Raw genomic sequence first — 23,468 nt, 5'->3', positions numbered from 1 at the left:
CCTAACGTGAACAACTGGTGCAAGTAATTTTGATTTATCAGACTACACCCCTTGGGTAGCCTGTGGCTATGAACTCGACCTCAGCACTGCCCTGCCCGCGTCCCCCGGTGAAGCTCCTCTATCGCCTGCCCTTGCCGCTGCTGGAGCTCGGCCTGGTGGTGAGCTGGAGTTCCGGTTTTATCGGCGCGCGCTTTTCCATCGACTACGCCCCCGCGCTGCTGGTGGTGTTCTGGCGCTGCGTGCTGGTCACCTTGGCGCTGCTGCCCTTCGTCATTGGCACGCTGAAAAGCACGCCGCTAGTGGTGTTGTTGAAAAACGCCGGCATCGGCTTGCTGGCCATGAGTGGTTATTTGCTGGGCGTAGTCCAGGGCGTTGCCTTGGGCGTGCCGGCCGGGCTTGCGGCGCTGCTGGCCGACCTGCTGCCGGTGGGCATGGCGCTGCTGGCTGCGGGCGTATTGGGCCAGCGACTGCACTGGAGCGTGTGGGCAGGCCTGGGCATTGGGCTAGTGGGCGTGGTGGTGGTCGCTCACGACGCCCTGGCGCTGGGCAACGCGCCGCTGTGGGCCTACGGCCTACCCTTGCTGGGCATGGCGTCACTGGCCGTGGCGACGCTGTGGCAGAAGCGCTTGCAGGCTCACGAATCGCTGGGGTTGCTGGGCAATCTGTGGTTGCAGTGCGCGGTATCCGCGGTCGCTTTCGGGGCAGTGGTGGCCAGCCAGGGCAGCCTGCTGCCACTGCCGACCACAGGGTTTGCCCTGAGCGTACTGTGGACCGCGACCCTCGCCACCCTCGGCGGCTATGGGCTCTACTGGCTGTGCGTCAAACGCTCCTCACCGACACGAGTCGCCAGCGTGCTGTACCTCAGCCCGGCGGTCACCCTGCTGTGGGCCTGGGCGGTGTTCGACGAGCCGCTGTCGTGGCTGATGCTGGTGGGCACGGCGGTGTCGGCGGTAGGCGTGTGGCTGGTGGTGCGCGGTGAGGCATCGGCGCGCTGACGTAGCGCTAAATACCTCGGCAAAAGCGCAGATTGATCGATTTTCGACCAAACCCGCCGAACGCTTGATCCCTATGGCTTACAGACAGTTATCCACAGACATACTCAAGTATTTCGTGGACAACATTGCCTCATAAAACAACTGTTTGCAGTGCCGTGCTCATCTCTTGCCGTGGTCCGCAGCGCCGTCAAACCGGGGGATCGTGTTCCGCCCCAAGTGCCCATTCAGCGCCCCGCGCTAGGGAGCATAAGCGGCGGAGTCAGAACGCCTGCCGGTGAGCTCTTCGATCAACAAGACCATCGACGCCGTGTACTCCACGTTGGCCCGAGTGACGATTTCAAAGGGTTCACTAGTGGACTGAATGGTCAGGGCCAGCTTGACCAACATGCCATGATCCAGCGCCATCTGCGCGACATCGATCGGCAGGACGGCCACCAGATTCTGATCGTTGAGCAACAGCGACAACGTGGTGAAGGTCGAAGAGGTTTCGATGGCATAGAGCGGAAAACTCAAGCCCGATTGGCGAAACTCACGTTCCAGCGTCAAGCGCATGGGCATATTGACCGGGAATACCACCCAGCGGCTGTCCATCAGGTCCGCCAGCTGCAATGCCGGTGCGCTGGCTTGCCGATGGCTCGGATTGGCCACGACCACCAGCGGTTCCTGTGCGCGAAAGCGGGTTTGATATGCCGTCGGGCGCGGGCTGATGCTGGTGCGACAGATGGCGACATCCAACCGTCCCTGGTCCAACAGACTCAGTAACCGCGAACTGGTGTCCTCGACGATGGCAATCGACAGCTCCGGCTGTTTGGCGCGAAGGCGCGCCAGGCTGTCCACCAGCGTCGGCACGGCGCCCATGATGGTGCCGACGGCCAGGCGGCCACCGTGGCCTTGGAGGATGCCGACCATTTCCTCGCGAAGGTGCTCAAGGTCGGTATGAATCAAACGCGCATAACGAATCACGCAGCGGCCCAGGTCGTTGGCTTCCAGGCCTTTGCTGGTGCGCTCGAAGAGGCTGGAACCAAAGGTCGTTTCGATCTCCTGCAACGCTTTGGTGGCGCCTGGTTGCGACAACGCCATGAGCTCGGCAGCCTTGCGCACCGAGCCATGCTCTTCGAGGGCAATCAAGAGACGCAGTTGTTTGAGCCTCAGGCGAGAAACGATGGACGAGAAGGACGGCAGCATGGGTATACCTGAAAGTTATCGCTCGGGTCGTAGCTCTCATTAGGCAGCAACAGCCTGGAAATTTAAAGTGGCCTTGACGATAACGATAAGTCGAATCCCCCCAGCGTCTGATCCACACCGCTGGCAGGCCTTCACGCAGGCACGCGTTTCATAATAATCATAAGAGTGAGATGAAAATGACCATTGGCAACGTTCAGGTCGTCAGCGCTAGTGCATCGACGACCGCGACAAGTGCTCGTCCAACCACCGTGCGCTGGAGGATTTTCTTGCTCCTGCTGCTGCTCTCGGCCATCAATTACATCGATCGGGCCTCGCTGTCGGTTGCACTGCCACTGATTTCTGCTGATTTCGACATGACGCCGGCGTTGGAAGGATTGATGCTGAGTGCGTTCTTCTGGTCGTACGCACTGATGCAGATCCCGGGCGGCATGCTGCTGGACCGTTTCCAGACCCGCAACATCATTGGCATTGCCACCATTGGCTGGGGTCTCTTTCAGACCTTGGCCGGCGGCGCGCACAACTGGATCACGTTGCTCATTACACGGATCGGCCTGGGTGTTGCCGAGTCGCCGATCATGCCCGCTGGAGCCAAGCTCAACGGCGCCTGGCTGACGCCCAACGAACGCGGCCGCGGTGCAACGCTCGTCGACGGCGGCGCGCCGCTGGGTACGGCACTGGGGGCCATCCTCATTGCCGGGTTGATCACCTGGCTGGGCTCCTGGCGGATCGCTTTCGTGATCGCGGGCGTTGGCACCATGGTCGTGGGGGTGTGGGCCTGGTGGTACATCAGAAACCACCCCAGTGAACATCCTAAAGTGAATGCGGCCGAGCTGGCTTATATCACTGACGCCAATGACGCGGCCAAACGCGCCTCGGGCGGGCGCAAGGCGATCCTGAAAGAACTGCTCAAGAGCCGCTCGGTACTGGCAATGTTCGCCGGCTACGCGTGCTACAACAGCGTGTTCTACGGCCTGCTGACCTGGATGCCGAGCTACTTGCACAAAGTCCATGACCTGGACATCAAGGCCATGGGCGGCGCTACCTTTCTGATCTTCATGTGCGGGTTCATCGGTGAGCTGTGCGGTGGCTGGCTGTCCGACAAATGGAAGGCGGCCGGCGGTCGACCCAACACCGTCATGCGCAGCATGTTCGCAGGCTCCGCCGCAGTCGCCGCGCTCTGTATTCTCGCTGTGGCTTACAGCGCGAATGCAGTCGTGGTCATCACACTGCTGTGTGTCGCGCTGTTTTTCATTCGCTGGTGCGGCATGTACTGGTGCTTGCCAGCCATCCTGGGCGGCCAGTCCAAAGCCGGAGTGTTGGGCGGAAGCATGAACTTGTGCGGCAACATGGTCGGGGTAATCGTACCTATCTTGATCGGCCTGATCGTTCAATACACCGGTTCATACTTCCTGGCGTTGATCTTCTTCGTCGTCATGGCTTCAGGACTGATGCTGTTCTCCAGCCTGATTGATTATCGCGAGCGTGGATTGGCCTGACGCGTCCGGCCCGACTCCATTGCTGCACCTGAAAACCGAGGGAACCGTCATGCAACTTATAACTACAACAGGCAGTGAAACCACCGCCAATGCCGTGATCAGACTCAACGTGCTGGACGATGTATTGATCGCGCGACAACCGCTCACCACCGGGCTGGAGCTCAAAGCCGAAGGCATTCAGGTGCAGGAACCGGTGCCCTCGGGCCACAAGGTCGCTGCGCGTCATATCGATGCGGGGCAACCGGTGCGCCGCTACGGCCAGATCATCGGCTTCGCGAGCCAGCCCATCGAGGCGGGGCAACACGTGCATGTGCACAACGTGGCGATGGGCGATTTTTCTCGGGATTATGCCTTCGGTGTCGATGCCAAGGGCCGCCCTGCGCCCACCGCGGAAACGTTCATGGGCATCGTGCGCGCGGATGGTCGCGTGGCGACTCGCAACTACATCGGCATTCTGACCTCCGTCAATTGTTCGGCCACAGTGGCGCGCGCCATTGCCGACTACTTCCGCCGCGACATTCACCCTGAAGCGCTGATCGAATACCCCAACGTCGATGGCGTCGTGGCACTCACCCATGGCGTCGGCTGCGCTGTGGATCCTGGGGGCGAGGCATTGGCCATGCTGCGCAGGACGCTGGGCGGTTATGCCATCCACCCCAACTTTGCTTCGGTGCTGATGATCGGGCTGGGCTGCGAGACCAACCAGATCTCCGAATTGCTGGCCGCTCAGGGCCTGAAAAGCAGCGATTCATTGCGCACCTTTACCATTCAGGGCACGGGCGGCACCTCAAAAACCATCGCCAGTGGCATTGCTCAAGTGAAGTCGCTGCTGGCCGAAGCCAACCAGGTCAAGCGTGAACCGGTCAGTGCCAGGCACCTGATCATCGGCCTGCAATGCGGCGGTTCGGACGGCTACTCGGGCATCACCGCCAACCCGGCGCTGGGCAATGCGGTCGATCGTCTGGTGGCCGCCGGCGGCACCGCGATTCTTTCGGAAACGCCAGAGGTCTATGGCGCAGAACACTTGCTGACGCGCCGCGCCGTGAGCCAGCAAGTCGGGGAAAAGTTGATCGCGCGTATCCATTGGTGGGAAGCGTACTGCAAGCGTATGGATGCCGAACTGAACAACAATCCATCAGCGGGCAACAAGGCCGGTGGCTTGACCACGATTCTGGAAAAATCCCTCGGCGCCGTGGCCAAAGCGGGCTCCACCGACCTGGTGGATGTCTACGAGTACGCGCAGACCGTCAAGGCCCATGGCTTGGTGTTCATGGACACTCCAGGCTATGACCCGATCTCCGCGACCGGTCAGGTCGCCGGCGGGGCCAACCTGATTGCCTTCACCACCGGTCGAGGTTCGGCGTATGGGTGTGCGCCCTCGCCCTCCATCAAGCTCGCCACCAACAACCGCCTGTGGGAAACCCAGGAAGAAGACATGGACGTCAACTGCGGCGGGATCGCCGATGGCACCATGACGATCGAGGAACGCGGCGAATATATCTTTCGCATGATGCTGCGCATCGCCTCGGGTGACAAAAGCAAAAGCGAACAGCACGGCTACGGTCAGAACGAATTCGTGCCGTGGCAGATCGGGGCGATCACTTGAGTGATGGGGTGTCGGGTCGATTGAAAATAACCCCGATCGAGGCTCACCTGACTCAGTGCGACGACACGTAGATCGAGGCCGTGGTCGGTGCCGGCAAGGCGTAAGTGGCCTTCATCCACTCGATCTCCGCTAGCGGTGTGCGGCCAAAAAAGCGCTTGAATTCGCGGCTGAACTGCGACGCGCTTTCATAGCCGACGTTGAACGCCGCCGAGGACGCGCTCATGTCGTGGCGCAGCATCAGCAAGCGCGCCTGATGCAGGCGCGTCGACTTCACGTATTGCATGGGCGAGGAGTCGGTGACACTGCGAAAGTGCAGGTGAAAGTTGGGTACGCTCATGCTCGCCTCCTGGGCCAGGGATTCGACGTCCAGGTGCTGCTGATAGCAGGTGTGGATCTTGCGGATGGCGCGGGTGACCTTGCCGAAGTGCCCTTGGCGATTGAGCGCTGCGCGCATCGACCCGCCCTGCTCGCCCGTGAGGATGCGGTAATAGATTTCCCGCACCAGCGCCGGCCCGAGAATCTGCGCATCCAGCGGCTCGCTCATGGCTTGCACAAAGCGCAGCGTCGAAGCCCGCAACGAGTCATCCATCGGCGAGGCGTACATCCCCTTGGGCGGCGCTGAGCTGGCACCCAGCGCCTCGTCGACCTGCAGCAGCAACTCGCTGGCAAGCTTGAAATCCAGACGCATGTACAACGCCAGCATCGGCTCGGCGGCACTGGCGTCGGTCTCCATGGTGAAAGGCACCGGCACCGACACCACCAGATAATGCTGAGCGTCGTAGATGTACACCTCTTCGCCCAGGTAGCCACGCTTGCGGCCTTGGCAGAGGATCACGATACCGGGGTCGTACAGCACTGGCGTGCGCGTCAGCGGCCGGTTGGAACGCAAAAAGCGCACATCGTCCAGCGCGCTGAGGTTGTAGCCTTCCAGCGGCGCGAGCTGCTCGAGCAAGCGCACCAGGGTCGTCGTGTACGGGTCATGCTCATTCATGGCGTGGCCTCAGGCTGACACTTGACCATCGGTGGAACGGGTCAGCGCTTCCCATTGATCGATTTCGCTGGCGGCGCGTTTGAGTTCGTCGCGCACCAGCCCCAGCGCGTCGCTGCCCAGCAGCAGATGGGCGGGCGGTGTCGGGCTGGCGATGATCTGCAACATGGCCTGCGCGGCCTTTTGCGGATCGCCCAATTGCTTGCCGCTCTTTGCTTCGCGTGCCTGGCGGATCGGGTCGAAGCTGGCATCGTAGTCGGCGATGCTGCGCGGTGTGCGCTGCATTGAACGGCCGGCCCAATCGGTGCGAAACGATCCCGGCGCCACCGCAGTGACGAAGATGTTGAACGGCCGCAACTCTTTGCTCAGGGTATCGGAGATGCCCTCCAGGGCAAACTTGCTGCCGCAATAATAGGCGATGCCGGGCATGGTGATGGTGCCGCCCATGGACGTGATATTGAGAATATGCCCGCCGCGGCGTTGGCGAAAATACGGCACGAAGGCCTTGGTGACCGCCACGGCGCCGAACACATTGACGTCGAACTGACGGCGCATCTCCTCCAGGGATGACTCTTCGAAGATCCCTTCATGGCCATAGCCTGCATTGTTGACCAGCACATCGACCGGGCCGTGGGTGGCTTCGACGTCAGCGACCACTGTATCGATGCGGGCGAAATCGGTGACGTCGAGGATCACGCCATACGCCAGCTCCGGGGACAAGGCCTGGAACGCTTGCAAGGCGGCGTCGTTGCGCACCGTACCGATGACGCGATGGCCGGCGGCGATGGCTTCTTGCGCCAGGGCATTGCCGAACCCGCTGCTGACGCCGGTGATGAACAGGGTTTTGTGATCGCTCATGGGGAGGCTCCAATCGGATGGGGTGGCGATCAGAGTAGTCAGGATCAGGGCGGGCAGAAATGCCGGTTTATCTATGAGGCTTGCCTATTTCTATCAGCGTAGGCGCTCGAGCGGCGGTATCGATTCGAGCCCACAACTGACCGCACAGCAACACCTGATCAGCAGCACTGCTTGCACAGCAACAGCAATGCGCTCCACAGTGCGCTATCCGCTTGATTCCAAAGGGCTTACTGACCGGCATAGGAATTGCTCCATGCAAGCCTGCACGTCTGCAGATCATCACACCTCCACCGCGCCCTGCCATCTGAGCATCCTGCGACTATCCAAGGATCACACAATGAGTCTCGACATCTTCTGGTTCCTGCCCACCTCCGGCGATACCCGCTATCTGGGCAATTCCGCCAGCGGCCGGCCGGCAACCAGTGGGTACATGCGCCAGATCGCCGTGGCGGCGGATCAATTGGGCTTCGACGGTTTGCTGATTCCGACGGGCGCCAGTTGCCTGGACCCGTGGGTCACGGCCGCCAGCCTGGTGCCAGTGACGCAACGCATCAAGCTGCTGGTGGCCTTGCGTACCTCGTTGGGCAACCCCACGGCGTCGGCGCGCCAGGTCGCCACGCTGGATCAGGCCAGCGGCGGTCGGCTGTTGCTCAATGTGGTGCCGGGCGGCGATCCGGTCGAGCTGGCGGCTGATGGCGTGTTCTATAGTCATGACGAGCGCTACGAGGCGTCCGACGAATACCTGCAGATCATCCGGCGTCTACTGCAAGGCGAGCGAGTGGACTTCGAGGGCAAGCACCTGAAGGTCCAGGGCGCGCGCAATTTCTTCGAGCCGGTGCAGCGCCCGCACCCGCCGCTGTATTTCGGTGGTTCGTCACCTGCGGCCCATGAACTGGCGGCCAAGCATGTCGACACCTACCTGACCTGGGGCGAGCCGCCGGCCGCCGTCGCCGAGAAGATTGCCGACGTACGCACCCGCGCCGCCGCCCATGGCCGCACCGTGCGTTTCGGCGTGCGCCTGCACATCATCGTGCGCGAGACCGACGCCAAGGCCTGGGCCGCCGCAGACGAGCTGATCAGCCATCTCGACCCGGCCAGCATCGCCGCAGCCCAGGCCAACTACGCCGGCATGGACTCCGAAGGCCAACGGCGCATGGCGGCATTGCACGGCGGGCGCCTGGATCAACTGGAGGTGTCGCCCAATTTATGGGCGGGCGTCGGCCTGGTTCGCGGCGGCGCCGGCACCGCGCTGGTGGGCGATCCTGAGACCGTGGTTGCGCGCCTTTTGGAATACGCTGCACTGGGCGTCGACAGCTTCGTGCTGTCGGGCTATCCGCATCTGGAAGAAGCCTATCGCGTGGCCGAGCTACTGTTCCCGTTGTTGCCCGGCAAGCAGAAGGTCACGGTGGATGGCGCCATGACCGGTGGTGCGTTCGATGTGCGGGCCGGGCGCAACGATTGACGCCCGGCGCGTGTCAGTCAGCTCTGCAGATCAATCACCACACGCCCTTCGATCTGCCCTTCGCGCATGCGATCGAACACGGCGTTGACGTTCTCGAGTTTTTCTGTCGACACCGTTGCCTTGACCTTGCCTTCACCGGCAAAATCGAGCGCCTCCTGCAGGTCCTGGCGGGTACCGACGATGGAGCCGCGCACAGTGGTGCCATTGAGCACCATGTCGAAGATCGAGATCGGGAAATCACCCGGTGGCAGGCCGTTGAGGGCGATGGTGCCGCCGCGACGGGTCATGCCGATGGCCTGTTTGAAAGCGATCGGCGATACCGCGGTGACCAGCGCACCATGGGCACCACCGATCTCTTTCTTGAGATAGGCGGCCGGGTCCTGCTCGCGCGCGTTGACGACCACCTCGGCGCCCAGGCGCTTGGCCAAGTGCAGCTTGCCGTCGTCGATGTCCACGGCGGCGACGTTGAGGCCCATGGCCTTGGCGTACTGCACGGCCATGTGGCCGAGGCCGCCGATACCGGAAATCACCACCCACTGCCCAGGCTTGGCCTCGGTCATCTTCAGGCCCTTGTACACGGTGACGCCTGCGCACAGGATCGGCGCGATCTCGATAAAGCCGACATTGTCCGGCAGGCGCCCGACATAGCCGGCATCGGCCAGGGCGTATTCGGCAAAGCCGCCATTGACTGAATAGCCGGTGTTTTCCTGCTTCTCGCAAAGGGTTTCCCATCCGCCCAGGCAGTGTTCGCAATGCCCGCAGGTGGAGTACAGCCAAGGCACACCGACACGGTCGCCTTCCTTGACATGGGTCACCCCTTGGCCGACCGCAACCACATGGCCGACGCCTTCGTGGCCCGGAATGAACGGCGGATTGGGTTTGACCGGCCAGTCGCCCTCAGCGGCGTGCAGGTCGGTGTGGCAGACGCCCGAGGCGGCGATCTTGACCAGCACCTGGCCGTAGGCGGGCGTAGGGACCGGGACTTCACGGATTTCCAGCGGTTTGCCGAAGGCGTGAACGACCGCAGCTTTCATGGTCTTTTGCATGGGTGGCATCCTTTTCTTGTGGTTATGAAGGGCGTGCGCCGATGACTATAGTCGGCAAAAATTGCCCCGCCCCCCCTACCTTTGGCTAACGACCCCATGCTCCAGGCAGCCATGGCGGTCCGATGAACCCACCGAAACCGGCGCGCCATAGCGCGAGTGGCCGAGCAAAAAACCGAACCGGGGCGTACGTCCCGCAGTCGCATGAACAAGAGCGGCCAAGACGTATCAGGGCCGAAATCGCGCCCTGCGCCGGACTGTCCCACTGGAGAAGCAAATGCTCGCCCACAGCCAACAAGGTCAAGGCTCCCCCGCCTTCGTGCTTCTGCATTTCCTCGGCGGATCGCATCGCACCTGGTTCCCCACCCTGCCCTATCTCGACGAGCACCACTACTGCGTTGCCTTGAACACCCCGGGCTTCGGCGACGCCGCCGAGGTACCGGGCTACAGTGTCAGCGCCATGGCCGACCAGGTCGACGCCACGATTCGTGCGTTGGGTCTGACTCAGTGCATTGTGGTGGGGCACTCGATGACCGGCAAAGTCGCACTGGTGCTCGCCTCGCGTCGTCCCGAGTATCTGGCCGGATTGATTCTGGTCGCGCCCTCGCCGCCTACCCCGCAGCCCATGAGCGATGCCGATCGCGACAGTCAGCGCGCCTATACCAAGACACGCTTCCAGGCTGAGGATTTTGTCGACCAGGCCAGCGCTCACCCTCTGCCGGAGGCTATCCGCGAGGTGGCCATCGCCGATGCCCAGCGGGTCAATCTGGTGGCCTGGCGCGCGTGGGTCGACCGCGGCAGCCGCGAGGACTGGAGCGAGCGCCTCGGCGTACTCGACTGCCCGACGCTGCTGATCTGTGGCGCCGATGACCAGCAGGTCCCAGGTGCGGATGAGCAGCGCCGCACGACCCTGGCGCACCTGCCCAATCATCGCGTCGAGATCATCCCCGGGGCCGGGCACTTGATGCCGTTGCAGACACCCCAGGCGTTGTCACGGCTAATGCTCGACTTTGCTCAGGAGATCGTGCAGGCCGCCCATGTGGATTGATCGCCAGCCTCAGGTTTGCGCCGCACGAGATGGGCGGCCGAGCAGCACTGCGGGCTGACTATCCAGGTGAGCCTGTGACTGGCGCCATTGCACCTGGGTGAGCAGGCCTTCGGACAGCACCCGCCACTCATCGATACACCGGGTCAGATACTGCTGGCGCTCCCTGAACAGCTGACCGGATATCTTCCCTTGGGATGACATATCCAACAGCCGTTCATGGGCGTATCGGACGTTCAGCTGCGCTTCGAGGCTGGCTGAACGGTATTGCTCGAGAGTGTACATAACGGTCCTGGCAGGGGATTGCGCGCAGCGTGCGCTTTATTGCCAGCGTTTGCATACCTTCGTATCAGCGATGGAGCAGTCTGGGGGGTCCAAAGGCTACTCGTGCACCGCCGACTTGTCGATCATCTGCTTGATGGTGCCGTTGGGAATATTCACCAGCACGTATTTGTCCTTGATCTCGACCCACTGCTCGTTCTCCCCCGGCGCGGCCAGATGGCGTTTCTTCCAGTCGCCCAGCGCCAACTCCTTGCGCTTGTATTCATCCGGGGCCTTGTCGCCCTCTTTGATCTCATGAGAGCCGACCCCAGGCCGATCCAGGGTGACGCTAGTGTCGGTTGCAGCAAAAGCGGGGACGCCCAGGCTGAACAGGGCCAGCAAGGCGAAAGGCGCGAAGTATCGTTTAACGGTCATGACAGAATTCCTTTGGCATCGGGGGTACAGCCACCACTGCGGCGGCCCGGTCGATTTCACGACTCTCCAGCTATCGACCCGTGCGCCGCGCAATATTTCCATCTATTTGCGTGCAATCGCCGAATTCCATGCACCGATATCGGTTCCATCAGGCCGCCGGATGAAGAATTTGTTATACGAATCAATGCCCCTACAGAGAAATTTTCGCTTGCCGCGCCGGTCTGAATTGTATTGGTCATTCAGAGTTGAACCCATGACATTCAGTAATTTTTCACAGGCCCTGGCCATCAAGTCAGGCAGCCCTCGCACTTTTGCCACCGCCATCGTGCTGATCGTGGTCTGGGCGGCCACGGGGCCGTACTTTCACTACAACGACACCTGGCAGCTGATCATCAACACCTCGACCACCATTATCACGTTCTTGATGGTGTTCCTGATTCAGAACACGCAAAACCGCGACAACGACATCTTGCACATCAAGATCGACGAATTGCTGCGAGCCACCAAGGAAGCGCAGAACGCCGTATTGAATCTGGACGAGCTGGACGAGAAGGCCCTCAAGACCATTCGCAAGGAATACCGCAAAGTCGGGGAAAACGAAACGATCGAGGTGAGCGAGTCCGAAACCCGGCTTGAATAGCGGACTGCGCCCATCGTCGACACTCACATCAAAGCGCTGGCTCCAGCACCCCCGCCGGTTGCGTCTGCAACTGACTGATCAACGCCTGCCCCGTGGCCACCGCCTGGATCACCTGCTCGCCGATGGAATTGGATTCCCAGCTGGCGCCGCGCAGCGGGTGGCCGACCAACGTCGCCAGGGTCGACGGCAACGCCTGGGGATCGAGCACATCGGGCCGCACCGGCACCTCCTTGCGCGTCTGCACCAGCACGCCACAGCCGAGCTGTGCCTCGCTGCCGATGATGTTCAAGCGAATCGGCGCGGTGTGGACTGGATCAGGCGCAAGGCACGATCCACGGCTGATCAGAGGAGGTCCGGATCGGCAGGGTATGGGAGAGAGAGGTGAAGGCAACGTGACGAATGTGTCATTCAGCGCGTTTGCGCAAGTGGGCCGGGGTATCTGCGGACATCGTGGTCGGGCGGCGGCGAATAAATAATGAATTTTCCAAAATCGCGCTAGGTCCAGATTTAGGTACACAGTTCGTTTGACCTGTAAAAAGCGACGAGGTAAGCGCCATGACTATCGAAGCAGAAACACTCGTGCAACTGACCGACACCCTCAAGCAGCGCGGCCTGATCCGGGTGTGCGATGTGCACTTCATCCGCGCGCCCTATCGGCATGATCATCGCTGGATCTGCAGCATAGAATAGGGCGTTGACTGCGTCGGATTGCGCCGCCGCTCTGCCGCGAGGGAGATCGGCATGGGGCCGGGAACACCCGCCACCGGCCCCGGTCGGATGACAGGAGTTCTCAAGGCAGTATTCATGGCATCCCTCCCTCCGTCTCGACAATGGCCGCTGGCACTGGCGTGCATGCCCGGTTTGATAGCGATCATGGTCACCGGCCTGTTGTCCGGCCAGCACCTGTCCGTGTGTTTGCTGGCACTCAGTGGCGCTTTTACAGTCGGCTTTGGCGCGTTCAAGAAGCTCACCGACTATCCCTTGGCGCCGATGCTGAGCGTCGCCGTGGGAATGGGCGCGGCCGCGTGGTTTGGTTCGCTGCTGGGTAACCACTTCTGGCTGTTGTGCCTGGCGGCGGCACTGATGGCAGCAATCTGTGCCCTGATGTCGGCGATCGACGACGCGCTGTGGTGGATCACCCTGCAGTGGTCGATCGCCTTGCTGGTGGCCGGCGCCTTCCCTGGCAATGTGCAGGCAGCTGATCATCGGGCGATGTTCATCCTGCTCGGCGCGGCGGTTGAAATCGCCACCTTCGTGCTCTGCGCCTGGTTTTTGTCAGCGACTCAGGGGCTGCTCGCCCATCACAGCTTGCGGGCCAATCTGGCCGAGCTGCGCACCAGCGTGCTCGGGCGTTTTCGCCTACAGCGCTATGGCGCGTATTGCGCCTCCGTGGTCGTCCTGTGCCTGTTGCTGGTCCACCACATGGGCCTGCAACACGGTTATTGGGCGCCGATGACCGCGCTGGTGGTACTCAAGGCGCACCCTACCGACACACTCAAACGCGGCGTGGCGCGAATGGTCGGCACACTAGGGGGATGCCTGCTCGCCGCCGGGCTGGGGGGTTGGGGGATCAGTGGCGCGGGCATGGGTGCCGTCGGCCTGCTCTGTGCATTCATGGCCTACGGCGTGCAGGGCGGGCGCTACAGCTTGTTCACCCTGTTCGTCACCGCCACGGTGATCACCACCGCAGCACTGGGTGGCGCGCCCGAGTGGCAGGCGGCGGTGGACCGGATGACCGCGACCTGCATCGGCGGCGGCCTGGCGATCGTATTGCTAAGCCTCGAAACCTGGCTGGGAGTGCATCTGGCACGGCAGCGAAATGAGCGCCAAGCTGCCTGACACCGCGTCCAGTGCGATCAGAAGAAGCTTGCGCACACGGTTGACGCAATAGTCCTCAGGCCGTTGCTTATTACCATGCCGTCACCTATATGCGATTGCCTGGGTATTGGCATCAGGCTGTTCAATGCAATTCAAAGCTGACGCGAAGCAACCGACTCAAGGGTGAACCTTTACCCGTTCAAGCCTGGCCTCCAATCATTCTTAAATATCATCGCCGCGAGCTATCGAGTTTTTCGCTTCATTATTTAATCAACTAAGCGACTACTAACCGCAGCAAATAGTCGCGAATCATCAATGGCTAAAATCATTGCAGCGCAAGCCTACCAGAACCTTAAACCTAATAGCAACTAGGTTTATGTATAGCAATAATATTCTGAATAACCCTATTTTATCGATTAGTAATTGCTATTTTTTTTGATTTTTTAGGTATTTTTAGCCAATACAGGCGACAAACTGACATCAAACCCTCTCCGTCATAGCCATCCACCCCCCTCGCCTTCGATTTTTTTCGCTGTATTTTTTCGTTGAACAAAAATATCTTTGCGAGCAATGAACTTTAAAGTGCATCATCGGGACTTAAGCTTCGACCTACTTCGGGACAACCCCTGCCCCAGGTCGACCTATTGAAGCCTCTTCCACTGATCGAGACAGTATCGATGATCCGTCCCATGCTGCCTGTAGTGGGCGCAATATTACTTTGCGCCCAAAGTTTCTCCGTGCTCGCTGCAGATTCAACTTCTGCATCCTCGACTTCCACTTCCGGACAGAATCTCCGAGAGCAGGTAGAGGCTCAACGCGATCAACTTTCGGGCGTATCCAAGATCACCCAGACCGCCCAGAAAAGCTCTGCAACTCTGCTGGATGCACCCGTGGCCACCGACGATGCCCCGACCCAGGTGCAACAGCCATGAACCCTGCGTGCCCTGCCCTTTCGTTCGCTGCACCTAAAAGGACCTATGCCGTGTCCGCTTTCAAACAGACCTTGGGCCTGAGCCTGCTGGCCTTCAGCATTGGCCAGGCCAATCTGGCGTTGGCCGAAGTCACGCCCGCCACCGGTAACGCCGTCGAGGCCCGCGTCAGCTCGATCCTCGACAACATGAGCCAGTCGGAAAAAATCAACTTCACCCGCGTCAACGACGGGCACATGATCCCGTCGCTGCTCAAGTGGGGCATCCAGGGCACGGTCGCCTATGACTCGTCCATGGGCGTGCACGTCAACAACGCCACCTTCGGCGCCGCGTACCCGTCGCAGTCGGCACTCGCGGCGACCTGGAGCATCAACCGCGCCAAAGAGTTCGGCCTGGCCATCGCCTACGAAACCCGTATCTCCGGCGGCCAGCAGATGCTCTCACCCGGCGCCAACCTGTACCGCACCCCGTACGGCGGTCGCTCGGCCGAGTACCTGAGCGGTGAAGATCCGTTCCTCGGCGCCGTCCTCGCCCCGGCAGTGGTCAACGCCATCCAGGCCCAAGGCATCCAGGCCAGCGGCAAGCACTACCTGGCCAACGAACAGGAAGCCAACCGCCAGGCGCTCAACGTCATCGTCGACGAACGCACCCTGCGCGAGCTGTACCTGCCGGGCTTCGAATCGATGGTCAAGAACGCCAACGTCGCTTCGATCATGTGCGGATTCAACAAGATCAACGGCGACTACGCCTGCGAAAACCACCACCTGATCACCGAGGTGCTCAAAGGTGAGTGGGGCTATCAAGGCATGGTGATCAGTGACTTCAACGCCATCCATGATGCCTTCAAGGGCGCCTGGGCCGGCACCGACATCGACATGCCGTCGGGCCTGCAATTCACCGAAGCCAACCTGATGCCGTACCTGTGGAGCGGACAGCTGACCCAGAACGTCATCGACGACAAGGTCAAGCGCAACCTGCGCGGGATCGTCAGCTACGACCTGCAGGAACACCCGAACACCGCACAGACCCTGGTGCACACCGAATACGGCGCCCGCGCGGCGCTGGATACCGCGCGCGAAGCCATCGTGCTGCTGCGCAACGAAAACACCAGCACCGGCAAGCCCCTGTTGCCATTGGCCAAATCCGCCAACATCGCGGTGATCGGTGACTGGGCCGCCCAGGCGCCGGCCTCACCGTTCGGCACCGCCAACTCGCCGCCCAACAGCTACGTCACCGAGCTGAGCGGCTTGCAGCAACTGGCCTCGAGCAGCGCGAACGTCACCTACCTGTCGGACCTGAGCCTCAACCCGCAGGCGTCGGTGTGGTACCAGCCGGCCACCGGCAGCAGCGGCATCAGCAACTCGGGCGTCAAGGCCGAGTACTACGCCAACACCAGCTTCTCGGGTGATCCGGCGCTGACCCGCGTCGAACCCGGCGTGAACTTCAACTGGACGACCAGCACCAACGTCACCAACGCCGGCACCACTGCGGTGTCTGGTTTCACCCCGACCGCCGGTGCCTTCTCGGCGCGCTTCACGGCCAAGATCAAGCCGACGGTTTCCGGCGTGCAGGTGTTCAAAGTCCGCGCCGACGGCCCCTACAAGGTCTGGGTCAACGACGAACTGGTGATCGACAGCGACGGCGTGCCGCACTCCGGCGACGTGGTCAACGCCATCGTCACGTCCGGCAAGACCGCCGCGCTGGTGGCGGGCAAACAGTACACGGTCAAGCTCGAATACCGTCGCTCTGCGGCCAACTTCACCCCGGCACTGGGCGGCCTGGCGGGCGTACAGATGAGCTGGGCAGCGTTGCGTCCACCCAAGGATCTGGCCAAATATGATGCCGTGGTCGTGGCCGTCGGCACCAACTACGAAAACGAAGGCGAAGGCTCCGACCATGGCTTCGATCTGCCCGATCAACAGGCCGAGCTGATCAGCTACGTGGCCAAGGCCAACCCCAACACCGTCGTGGTCATGCACGGCGGCGGCGTGGCGAACATGCAGCCGTGGGCGAAAAAAGTCGGCGCCTCCCTGCAAGCCTGGCTACCGGGCCAGCAAGGCGGTCAGGCACTGGCCGAGATCCTCTACGGCAAGGTCAATCCGTCGGGCAAGCTGCCGGTCACCATCGACAAGAACATCGAGGACAACGCCAGCTACGCCTCTTATCCGGACCCTGCGGCGTACCGCGGCGACAGCGCCCTGACCAGCATGACCTACAGCGAAGGCCTGTACCTGGGCTACCGCGCGTATGACAAGAACCACACCAAGCCCCTGTACCCGTTCGGCTTCGGTCTGTCGTACACCACGTTCGGCTACAGCGACCTGAAACTGTCGTCCAACGTGCTGACCCCTGGGGCCACGATCAACGCCAAGTTCACCCTGACCAACACCGGCGACAAGGCCGGCTACGAAGTCGCACAGCTGTACGTGCAACCGGTCAACGCGGCGGTCGATCGCCCGGAGAAAGAGCTCAAGGGTTTCACCAAGGTGTACCTCAAGCCTGGCGAGAGCAAGACGGTGAGCATTCCGCTCGACTCGCGCTCGCTGGCCTACTACGTGGAGAACACCGACAGCTGGAACGTCGATGCCGGCAAGTTCAAGATCCGCGTAGGTACCGACTCCGACGACCTGTCGCTGAGCCAGACCTTGACCACGCTCTATCCTGAGCAGTTGACCACTCGCGACAGCAACCCGCTGCCGATCCCGCTGCGCAAGGCAGTGCAGGTCAACACCGCGCAAACCTACTAAGGGTGTCAGGGCTCACGGACGAGCCCTTCAGCCGGCCTTGAGATCCCTGGCCAGGCGCTGCAGGTAGACGTCGAAGACCGCCATGACGTCGACACGCTTGCGGCCCCTGAGCCATTGGATCTGCAAGCCATCCATCATTGAAAAGATCTCCTGGGCCAAGGCTTTCACGTCGACGCCCGGGCGTATCTCCCCTGCTTCGACCAGCGATGCCAGGTGCGCCTGCGCATGGCCGTGGACGATCTCGAACTTTTCCTGATACCAGGCAAACGCCGGATGCTTGTCCGAGAGGCTTTCGGTATTGATCATCACCGAGGCTTGGCACTCGCGCGCGTCCTCGACGCTGAAGCTCATGCTCAGCTTGAGAAACTTCACGAACCCTTCCACTGTCGGCGCGGTATCCAGATCGCCGAAGCGCTCGACCACGCGTTCGTCGCGCCGATCAAGCATGGCGCGCAGCAGGGCAACCTTGTTGGGAAAGTGGTGCAGCAAACCGACGGTAGTGATCCCGGCAATATCGGCGACGTCGCGCATGGAAGCGCCCAGGTAGCCGTCGCGGGCGAACACTTCGGTGGCCGCGTCGAGCAAGGCCATACGGCGCATTTCGCCTTTTGGCGCGCGGCGGCGCTTTGGTGCGGGGGACGCTGGAGCGTCGTTTTGAGTATCCGTCACTGGCATTGAATTCCGTTAACTGTTGGCCGTACTGACTGCTCGCTCTGGCAGCGGCCCGATCTTAGGGTCAAGGGCGGCCGAGCACGGGCTCGCGCGCCTGAAAAAACCGCCGGGCCTGAACCGCAGCCGTCAGTATCGCCAACAGCGCCACCAGCGCGTTGCCGCACCACATCGCGACAAGTGCGCCGCTGGCGCCGTACCACTGGCTGCCCGCGTACACGAACGGCACGGTGCCCAAGGTACCGCGCAACCAGCCAAACGCCGGGACCCACCAGGCGCGGGACAGGGTCAGGAACATCGATTGGGCGACGAAGTCCAGCCCGTAAAGGATCCACAGCCCCGCCCCGAATCGCGTGAACGCTAAAAACATGGCGCGCCCGTCGTCCACCAGGTGGAAGTAATCGGCGATCCAGGGCCCGAACACTATCAGCAAAAGCCATATCGACAAACCATAGCCCACCACCAGCCTGCGGATCACCCGGATGGCGGTACGCACGCGCCCATCCAGCCCGGCCCCCAGGTTTTGCGCTAGCACCGGCACCAGGGCGCTGGGCAAGGCAAAGAATGCGCAATAGCCGAACTGCAGGATCCGATCGATCACCGCCATGCCCGCCAGGGCCGAAGCGCCAAGCCCCGTGAGCACCAGCATCAGATAGGTGATGCCTACCGGCATGGCGAGGTTGGCGAGCATGGCCGGCAATGCGATGGGCCAGGTCAGGCCAACATGCAGCTTGAGGTGTTTGAAACGCACGGCAGGCGACACGCCGATATGCCGCCGTACCAACGCCAGGCCGAGGGCCAGCGCCACCACAGTGGACACCCCGTAAGAAATCGCAGCCCCCTCCAGCCCGCAGCCGAACGCAAAGATGAACAACGGGTCGGCCACCGCCAAAGTGATCGCTCCTGCCAGCGGCACCAGCAATGCCGCACGCACATGGCCTTGGGCCCTGAGCATCTGCGCGCACATTTGCATGGCCGCCGCCAGCACGCTGCAGGGCAGCACGATGGCGATAAACTGCCGGGCGCGCTGATAGGTGTCGGCACCGGCCCCCAGCCACTGGCCCAGGTGCGCAACCGCCAACCACTCGATGACCGCGACCCCGGCAGCGACACCCAGCACCATCAGCAACAAGTGCGTGACCCACTGCGCCAGCGCCCGCGACGCATGCTTGCCGATACGCGCGGACAGCACCGCACCGGCTGCGGTGACCACCCCGGAGGCGAAGGCACTGTTGATGAACATCAGCATCTTGGCCAGGCCGACGGCCGCCAAGGCGACCTGATCGTCGAGCCTGGACACATAGATCAGGGTAAAAATATCGACCAGAAATACCGCGAGCAGGCTCACTGCGCTGGTACTGGCGGTCTCGATCAGATGGCCAGCAACAGAGCCCTGGGTAAATCTGGCGCGGGCAAGCGTCATTGTCGGTACTCGAACTGAAGAGGCTGGCAAGGCATTCACGGTGGCCGTTTTCGGGCCTGCGGGCCTTGCCGAACGCCCGCGCGGTGCGAACGATACGCCAGTGCCCGAACGGCGGCCAGCGCAGATCGACCAAAGACCATACGCAAGGCCCAATGTCCTGTTATGGTGACGCGTCCTCAGGCAGGCCACGCTGTCCGTACCCTCATCAAGCCGGCTTGCCATCCCCACGTCTTCACGCCGCACCTTCGCGGTAACCTCGCAGAGCCTTGCGCGTCCATCCGGGCCTCTGACTGCCCCTGCTTCACTGTGGCCGGCTGAAAACCTCACTGCATCGATCCGCCTGCCGATTGCAGCGCCCAGCCGTACCCACCTGAAAACCCTTGGAGTTCGCGCCATGCTCGAGCACACACCGCAGGTACGCAGCGCCCCCCCAATCGACGCCGCACTCGACGCCGCGCTGGCCGCCTGCGCCGACGAGCCCATTCGTGTACCCGGTGCCATACAGCCCCACGGCCTGTTGCTCAGCCTGGCCGGCCAGCCCCTGCGGATCCAGCAGGTCAGTGCCAATTGCGCTGGCGCATCAGGGCTCGACTGTGACGCGCTGCTGGGGATGCTCCTGTCGTCGTTGATACCGGCGCATCAGGCGCAATTGATCGAGCAGGCGTATGCCCAAGGGCCGAGCGCCGATGGCGACCCCCTCCGCGTCAGTTTTGGCGAGGCCGACTACAGCGCTGCGCTGCACCGCCATGAACACTTGCTGATCATCGAACTCGAGCCCTTCGTGCAGCCGGCGCAGGAGCAATCAAGGACCATCACCCGTGTGCTGCGCAACTTGCAGGCCGCCAGCACCCTGGAGACGCTGTTCGATATCAGCGTGCACGAGATTCAAGCGTTGACCGGTTATGACCGAGTCATCATCTATCGCTTCGAACCCGAGGGCCACGGCAAGGTGGTGGCCCAAGCGCTGACCGGCAGCCTGCCCAGCTACAGCGGGCTGAATTTCCCGGCCTCGGACATCCCCGCCCAGGCGCGGGCGCTGTATCGCCTGAACTGGATCCGGGTGATCCCCGATGCCACCTACGTGCCGGTGCCGCTGGTGCCTGTGCTGCGACCGGATACCGGACAACCGCTGGACTTGAGCTTCTCGACCCTGCGCAGCGTGTCGCCGGTGCACTGCGAATACCTGAAGAACATGGGCGTGCAGTCCGCGATGAGTATCTCGCTGCTGGAGGACGGCGAACTCTGGGGGCTGATCACCTGCAGTCACCCTGCCCCGTTGCTGGTACCGCGCGAATACCGCGACGCCTGCGCCCTGATCGGCCAACTGCTGTCGGTGAAGATCTGCGCCATCTTCGCCAGTCAGATACAGCAGGGTCGCGAAGGCAAGGTTCTGATGCTCGGGCAGTTGGCCGAAGCCATGGCCAGCGCCGACCGGGAAATCCTCGCCGGGCTGGCGACACGCGCCGACTTGCTGCAATCCCTGCCCCAGGCCACTGGCGTGGCGGTGCTGATCGACGATGACCTGCAGTTGTTCGGTAGTTGCCCGACGCCCGTGCAGGTCCGCGTCTTGCACCAGTGGATCCGCGATGTCGGCCTGACCCGCAAAAAGCTCAACGAGCGCACCCAGGGGCTGCAAGGCCTGGGCCTGTTCCATAGTGCCGCGCTGCAACAGGAACACCCGCCCGCTGCGGCTTACCGAGACGTGGCCAGCGGCGTCATCGCCTTCGTGCTGCCCAAGCCCGTGGACAACGCAGTGATATGGTTCCGCCCGCAACTCACCTCCAGCATGCAGTGGAGTGGCAATCCGGCCGACCACCTGCACCCTGGGTCTGTCGGCGCGGCGAGCCAGCGCCTGCATCCACGGCAATCGTTCGACATGTGGGAAGAACAAGTCGTCGGCATCGCCCAACCGTGGTCCCGAGGCGATCTGTATGCCGCCGAGGATATTCGCCGTTCGGCGCTTGAGCACGACCTGGAACGCCAAGTGCGGCGCGAGCAAGAGGCCGTGCGCATGCGCGACGAACTGGTGGCGGTGGTCTCCCATGACCTGCGCAACCCGATGTCGATCATCATCATGCAATGCGGGATGATGCAACGCTGGGCGGTCAGCGACAGCTCACTCGAAAACCGCCACATTCGCCGCGCCCTGGGCACCATCGAAAACGCCACGACGCGCATCAACAGCCTGCTCGAAGACCTGCTCGACACCGCCAGGATCGAAGCCGGCCGCTACCAGCTGTCCCGCCAGCCGCTGAGCGTCACCGGCCTGCTGGAAGAAACCTGCGCGTTGCTGGTGACCCTGACCAACGCCAAGCAGATCGAACTCAATTGCACCGCGGCCGACGGCCTGGTGATCGATGCCGATCCGGAGCGCATTTTCCAGGTGCTGTCCAACCTGGTCGGCAATGCGATCAAGTTCACGCCGCAGGGCGGTACCATCGATATCGATGTGATTGCCGACGGCGGTGATGTGCTGTTCAAGGTGGCCGACAACGGCATTGGCATCCCGGCGCAGAACCTGCCGTATATATTCCAGCGCTATTGGTCGGCCAAGGAAGGCAATCCGCGTGGCAATGGCCTGGGGCTGTATATCTCGCAAGGCATCGTCGCGGCCCACGGCGGTCGCCTGTGGGCCCATAGCGACCCCGGTTGCGGCAGCGTCTTCACCTTCAGCGTGCCCGCTCACTCAGGGCCGGTGACCGCTAACGAACGAGTGGTACTCAAGCAGAGCGGCACGACCGCGCGCCTGGCCCAGTCGATTTCGGGCAAACTCGAGCGCCAGCAACTGGAGAATCGCGCCACCCGCGCGGGGTTGCTCAACGAGCTCAATCATCGGGTGAAAAACACCTTGGCGACAGTGCAGGCGATTGCGTCCCTGACCGCCAGCAACTCCGATTCACTGGCGACGTTTCGGCAGAGTTTCGATGCCCGCCTCCTGGCCCTGAGCCAGGCCCACGATGCCCTTGCGCGGGCAGAGTGGCTGTCCAGCGAGCTGGAGGATTTGATTGCGCAACTGCAGCGAACCGACGGGGGCACCCGTCGGATCCTGTTGCTCGGCGACCCGGTCACGCTGGAACCCAGAACCTCGCTGTCGCTGTCGATGGTGTTTCACGAGCTGATGGCCAACGCCGTGCAGCATGGGGCGCTTTCGGCGCTGCACTCATCACCGGGTGGACACATCACCCTGACGGCCACCTTGAACGCCGCCACGAGCCCCCGCACCTTGAAACTTCACTGGCTTGAAGCCGACGGGCCGCCCGTCGCCGCAACCACCTTCGAAGGTTTCGGCTTTCGACTGATCCGCCGCAGTATCGAGCGCGAGCTCAACGGCACCGCCCAGGTGCGGTTCGCCGCCACAGGGCTGAGTTGGTGCATGACCCTGCCCTGGCTAGAAAAAGCGGACGGCGATTCATGAGCCTGTCGGTCAACGAGCAACTGCTGCGCCCCAAAGTGTTTATCGTCGAGGACGAGACCATGCTCGCAATGCTCATCGAGACCATGCTCGAAGAGCTCGGCTACGCGACCGCCCGCCATGCCAGCACCCTGAGCGAAGGGGTAGAATACGCCCGCACAGGGGATTATGACCTGGCGATTCTGGACATCAATATCATCGGCGGCACTTCGTTCCCGATCGCCGCCGAGATTGCCCATCGAGGCATCCCGTTCATCTTCTGTACCGGCTATGGCCGGCTAGGCATTCCTGAGACTTGGGCGGATCGCGACTGTGTGGCCAAGCCGTTCAGCATGGGGCAGCTGAGCGATGCGTTGAATGAACTGCTGCCGCCCGGCAGTGGCCATGGCTGAGCCTTGTGCAAACGGCATGCGCAGACCGAGTTCACGCCAACCATCCGCTGATGCGCGCACAACT

The 23,468-nt window shown here is 62.2% G+C and carries 21 protein-coding genes; 12 read left to right on the top strand and 9 right to left on the bottom strand.

The window, feature by feature from the left end:
- The first annotated feature begins 68 nt into the window (after positions 1-68).
- Positions 69-995 carry a DMT family transporter gene (locus tag REH34_RS27085; RefSeq protein WP_311969861.1) on the top strand — a complete coding sequence of 309 codons (927 nt, stop codon included), beginning with the start codon at positions 69-71 and terminating at the stop codon, positions 993-995.
- Positions 996-1,232: 237 nt separating this feature from the next.
- Here the strand turns inward: REH34_RS27085 and REH34_RS27080 are convergent, their stop codons facing one another.
- A complete protein-coding gene (locus REH34_RS27080; protein WP_311969860.1) occupies positions 1,233-2,180 on the bottom strand; it encodes a LysR family transcriptional regulator in 948 nt (315 codons plus the stop codon).
- 176 nt (positions 2,181-2,356) lie between these two features.
- On the opposite strand from REH34_RS27080, the gene REH34_RS27075 reads away from it, so the two are divergent.
- Both REH34_RS27075 and REH34_RS27070 read left to right on the top strand, forming a co-directional pair.
- Positions 2,357-3,676, top strand: coding sequence for an MFS transporter (locus tag REH34_RS27075; protein ID WP_311972172.1), 1,320 nt, complete (start codon positions 2,357-2,359; stop codon positions 3,674-3,676).
- A gap of 49 nt (positions 3,677-3,725) precedes the next feature.
- A complete protein-coding gene (locus REH34_RS27070) occupies positions 3,726-5,282 on the top strand; it encodes a UxaA family hydrolase (protein WP_226502164.1) in 1,557 nt (518 codons plus the stop codon).
- Positions 5,283-5,334: 52 nt separating this feature from the next.
- On the opposite strand, the gene REH34_RS27065 is transcribed toward REH34_RS27070, so the two are convergent.
- Positions 5,335-6,273 (bottom strand): AraC family transcriptional regulator, encoded by a 939-nt coding sequence (locus tag REH34_RS27065; RefSeq protein ID WP_311969859.1) that lies wholly within the window; start codon positions 6,271-6,273, stop codon positions 5,335-5,337.
- A gap of 9 nt (positions 6,274-6,282) precedes the next feature.
- On the bottom strand, positions 6,283-7,128 hold the full coding sequence (locus REH34_RS27060) for an oxidoreductase (RefSeq protein WP_311969858.1): 846 nt from the start codon (positions 7,126-7,128) through the stop codon (positions 6,283-6,285).
- Positions 7,129-7,465: 337 nt separating this feature from the next.
- Here REH34_RS27060 and ssuD point away from each other — a divergent pair, with 337 nt between their 5' ends.
- Entirely contained in the window at positions 7,466-8,590 is a 1,125-nt protein-coding gene (ssuD, locus tag REH34_RS27055; RefSeq protein WP_226502161.1) for an FMNH2-dependent alkanesulfonate monooxygenase, read from the top strand.
- Between the two features lie 17 nt (positions 8,591-8,607).
- Here the strand turns inward: ssuD and adhP are convergent, their stop codons facing one another.
- Complete coding sequence (gene adhP, locus REH34_RS27050; RefSeq protein ID WP_226502160.1) at positions 8,608-9,636, bottom strand: alcohol dehydrogenase AdhP; 1,029 nt, start codon at positions 9,634-9,636, stop codon at positions 8,608-8,610.
- A gap of 274 nt (positions 9,637-9,910) precedes the next feature.
- Between adhP and REH34_RS27045 the strand changes: the two genes are divergently transcribed.
- Positions 9,911-10,681 carry an alpha/beta hydrolase gene (locus tag REH34_RS27045; RefSeq protein ID WP_311969857.1) on the top strand — a complete coding sequence of 257 codons (771 nt, stop codon included), beginning with the start codon at positions 9,911-9,913 and terminating at the stop codon, positions 10,679-10,681.
- A gap of 9 nt (positions 10,682-10,690) precedes the next feature.
- Here the strand turns inward: REH34_RS27045 and REH34_RS27040 are convergent, their stop codons facing one another.
- A complete protein-coding gene (locus REH34_RS27040; RefSeq protein ID WP_311969856.1) occupies positions 10,691-10,963 on the bottom strand; it encodes a hypothetical protein in 273 nt (90 codons plus the stop codon).
- Between the two features lie 96 nt (positions 10,964-11,059).
- The gene (locus REH34_RS27035) at positions 11,060-11,374 is read right to left on the bottom strand and encodes an RcnB family protein (protein WP_311969855.1); all 315 of its coding nucleotides are present in this window, start codon (positions 11,372-11,374) and stop codon (positions 11,060-11,062) included.
- 253 nt (positions 11,375-11,627) lie between these two features.
- Here REH34_RS27035 and REH34_RS27030 point away from each other — a divergent pair, with 253 nt between their 5' ends.
- Positions 11,628-12,014 (top strand): low affinity iron permease family protein, encoded by a 387-nt coding sequence (locus tag REH34_RS27030; protein WP_226502156.1) that lies wholly within the window; start codon positions 11,628-11,630, stop codon positions 12,012-12,014.
- A gap of 28 nt (positions 12,015-12,042) precedes the next feature.
- Here REH34_RS27030 and REH34_RS27025 read toward each other — a convergent pair whose 3' ends face one another.
- Positions 12,043-12,303: a hypothetical protein gene (locus tag REH34_RS27025; RefSeq protein ID WP_311969854.1), complete on the bottom strand. Its 261-nt coding sequence runs from the start codon at positions 12,301-12,303 to the stop codon at positions 12,043-12,045.
- Positions 12,304-12,569: 266 nt separating this feature from the next.
- On the opposite strand from REH34_RS27025, the gene REH34_RS27020 reads away from it, so the two are divergent.
- The 4 genes from REH34_RS27020 (at position 12,570) to REH34_RS27005 (ending at position 17,508) form a co-directional block, all read left to right on the top strand.
- Entirely contained in the window at positions 12,570-12,704 is a 135-nt protein-coding gene (locus REH34_RS27020) for a hypothetical protein (protein WP_260524621.1), read from the top strand.
- Between the two features lie 114 nt (positions 12,705-12,818).
- On the top strand, positions 12,819-13,853 hold the full coding sequence (locus REH34_RS27015) for an FUSC family protein (protein ID WP_311969853.1): 1,035 nt from the start codon (positions 12,819-12,821) through the stop codon (positions 13,851-13,853).
- A 668-nt stretch (positions 13,854-14,521) separates the two neighbouring features.
- On the top strand, positions 14,522-14,764 hold the full coding sequence (locus REH34_RS27010) for a hypothetical protein (protein WP_226502820.1): 243 nt from the start codon (positions 14,522-14,524) through the stop codon (positions 14,762-14,764).
- Positions 14,761-17,508: a glycoside hydrolase family 3 C-terminal domain-containing protein gene (locus REH34_RS27005; RefSeq protein WP_311969851.1), complete on the top strand. Its 2,748-nt coding sequence runs from the start codon at positions 14,761-14,763 to the stop codon at positions 17,506-17,508. The genes REH34_RS27010 and REH34_RS27005 overlap by 4 nt, the downstream gene beginning before the upstream one ends.
- Before the next feature lie 27 nt (positions 17,509-17,535).
- On the opposite strand, the gene REH34_RS27000 is transcribed toward REH34_RS27005, so the two are convergent.
- Both REH34_RS27000 and REH34_RS26995 read right to left on the bottom strand, forming a co-directional pair.
- Positions 17,536-18,183 carry a TetR/AcrR family transcriptional regulator gene (locus REH34_RS27000; RefSeq protein ID WP_226502152.1) on the bottom strand — a complete coding sequence of 216 codons (648 nt, stop codon included), beginning with the start codon at positions 18,181-18,183 and terminating at the stop codon, positions 17,536-17,538.
- 61 nt (positions 18,184-18,244) lie between these two features.
- Entirely contained in the window at positions 18,245-19,600 is a 1,356-nt protein-coding gene (locus REH34_RS26995) for an MATE family efflux transporter (RefSeq protein ID WP_311969850.1), read from the bottom strand.
- 394 nt (positions 19,601-19,994) lie between these two features.
- On the opposite strand from REH34_RS26995, the gene REH34_RS26990 reads away from it, so the two are divergent.
- Positions 19,995-23,015, top strand: a complete 3,021-nt coding sequence (locus REH34_RS26990; protein ID WP_311969849.1) for an ATP-binding protein — start codon at positions 19,995-19,997, stop codon at positions 23,013-23,015.
- Positions 23,012-23,404, top strand: a complete 393-nt coding sequence (locus tag REH34_RS26985; RefSeq protein ID WP_226502149.1) for a response regulator — start codon at positions 23,012-23,014, stop codon at positions 23,402-23,404. The genes REH34_RS26990 and REH34_RS26985 overlap by 4 nt, the downstream gene beginning before the upstream one ends.
- Positions 23,405-23,468 lie beyond the last annotated feature (64 nt).

The sequence above is a fragment of the Pseudomonas baltica genome, from assembly GCF_031880315.1.
In the GTDB taxonomy this organism is placed as follows: domain Bacteria; phylum Pseudomonadota; class Gammaproteobacteria; order Pseudomonadales; family Pseudomonadaceae; genus Aquipseudomonas.
Note: the sequence above shows the minus strand (reverse complement) of the source record. Positions and strands in the feature narration are given on the sequence as shown.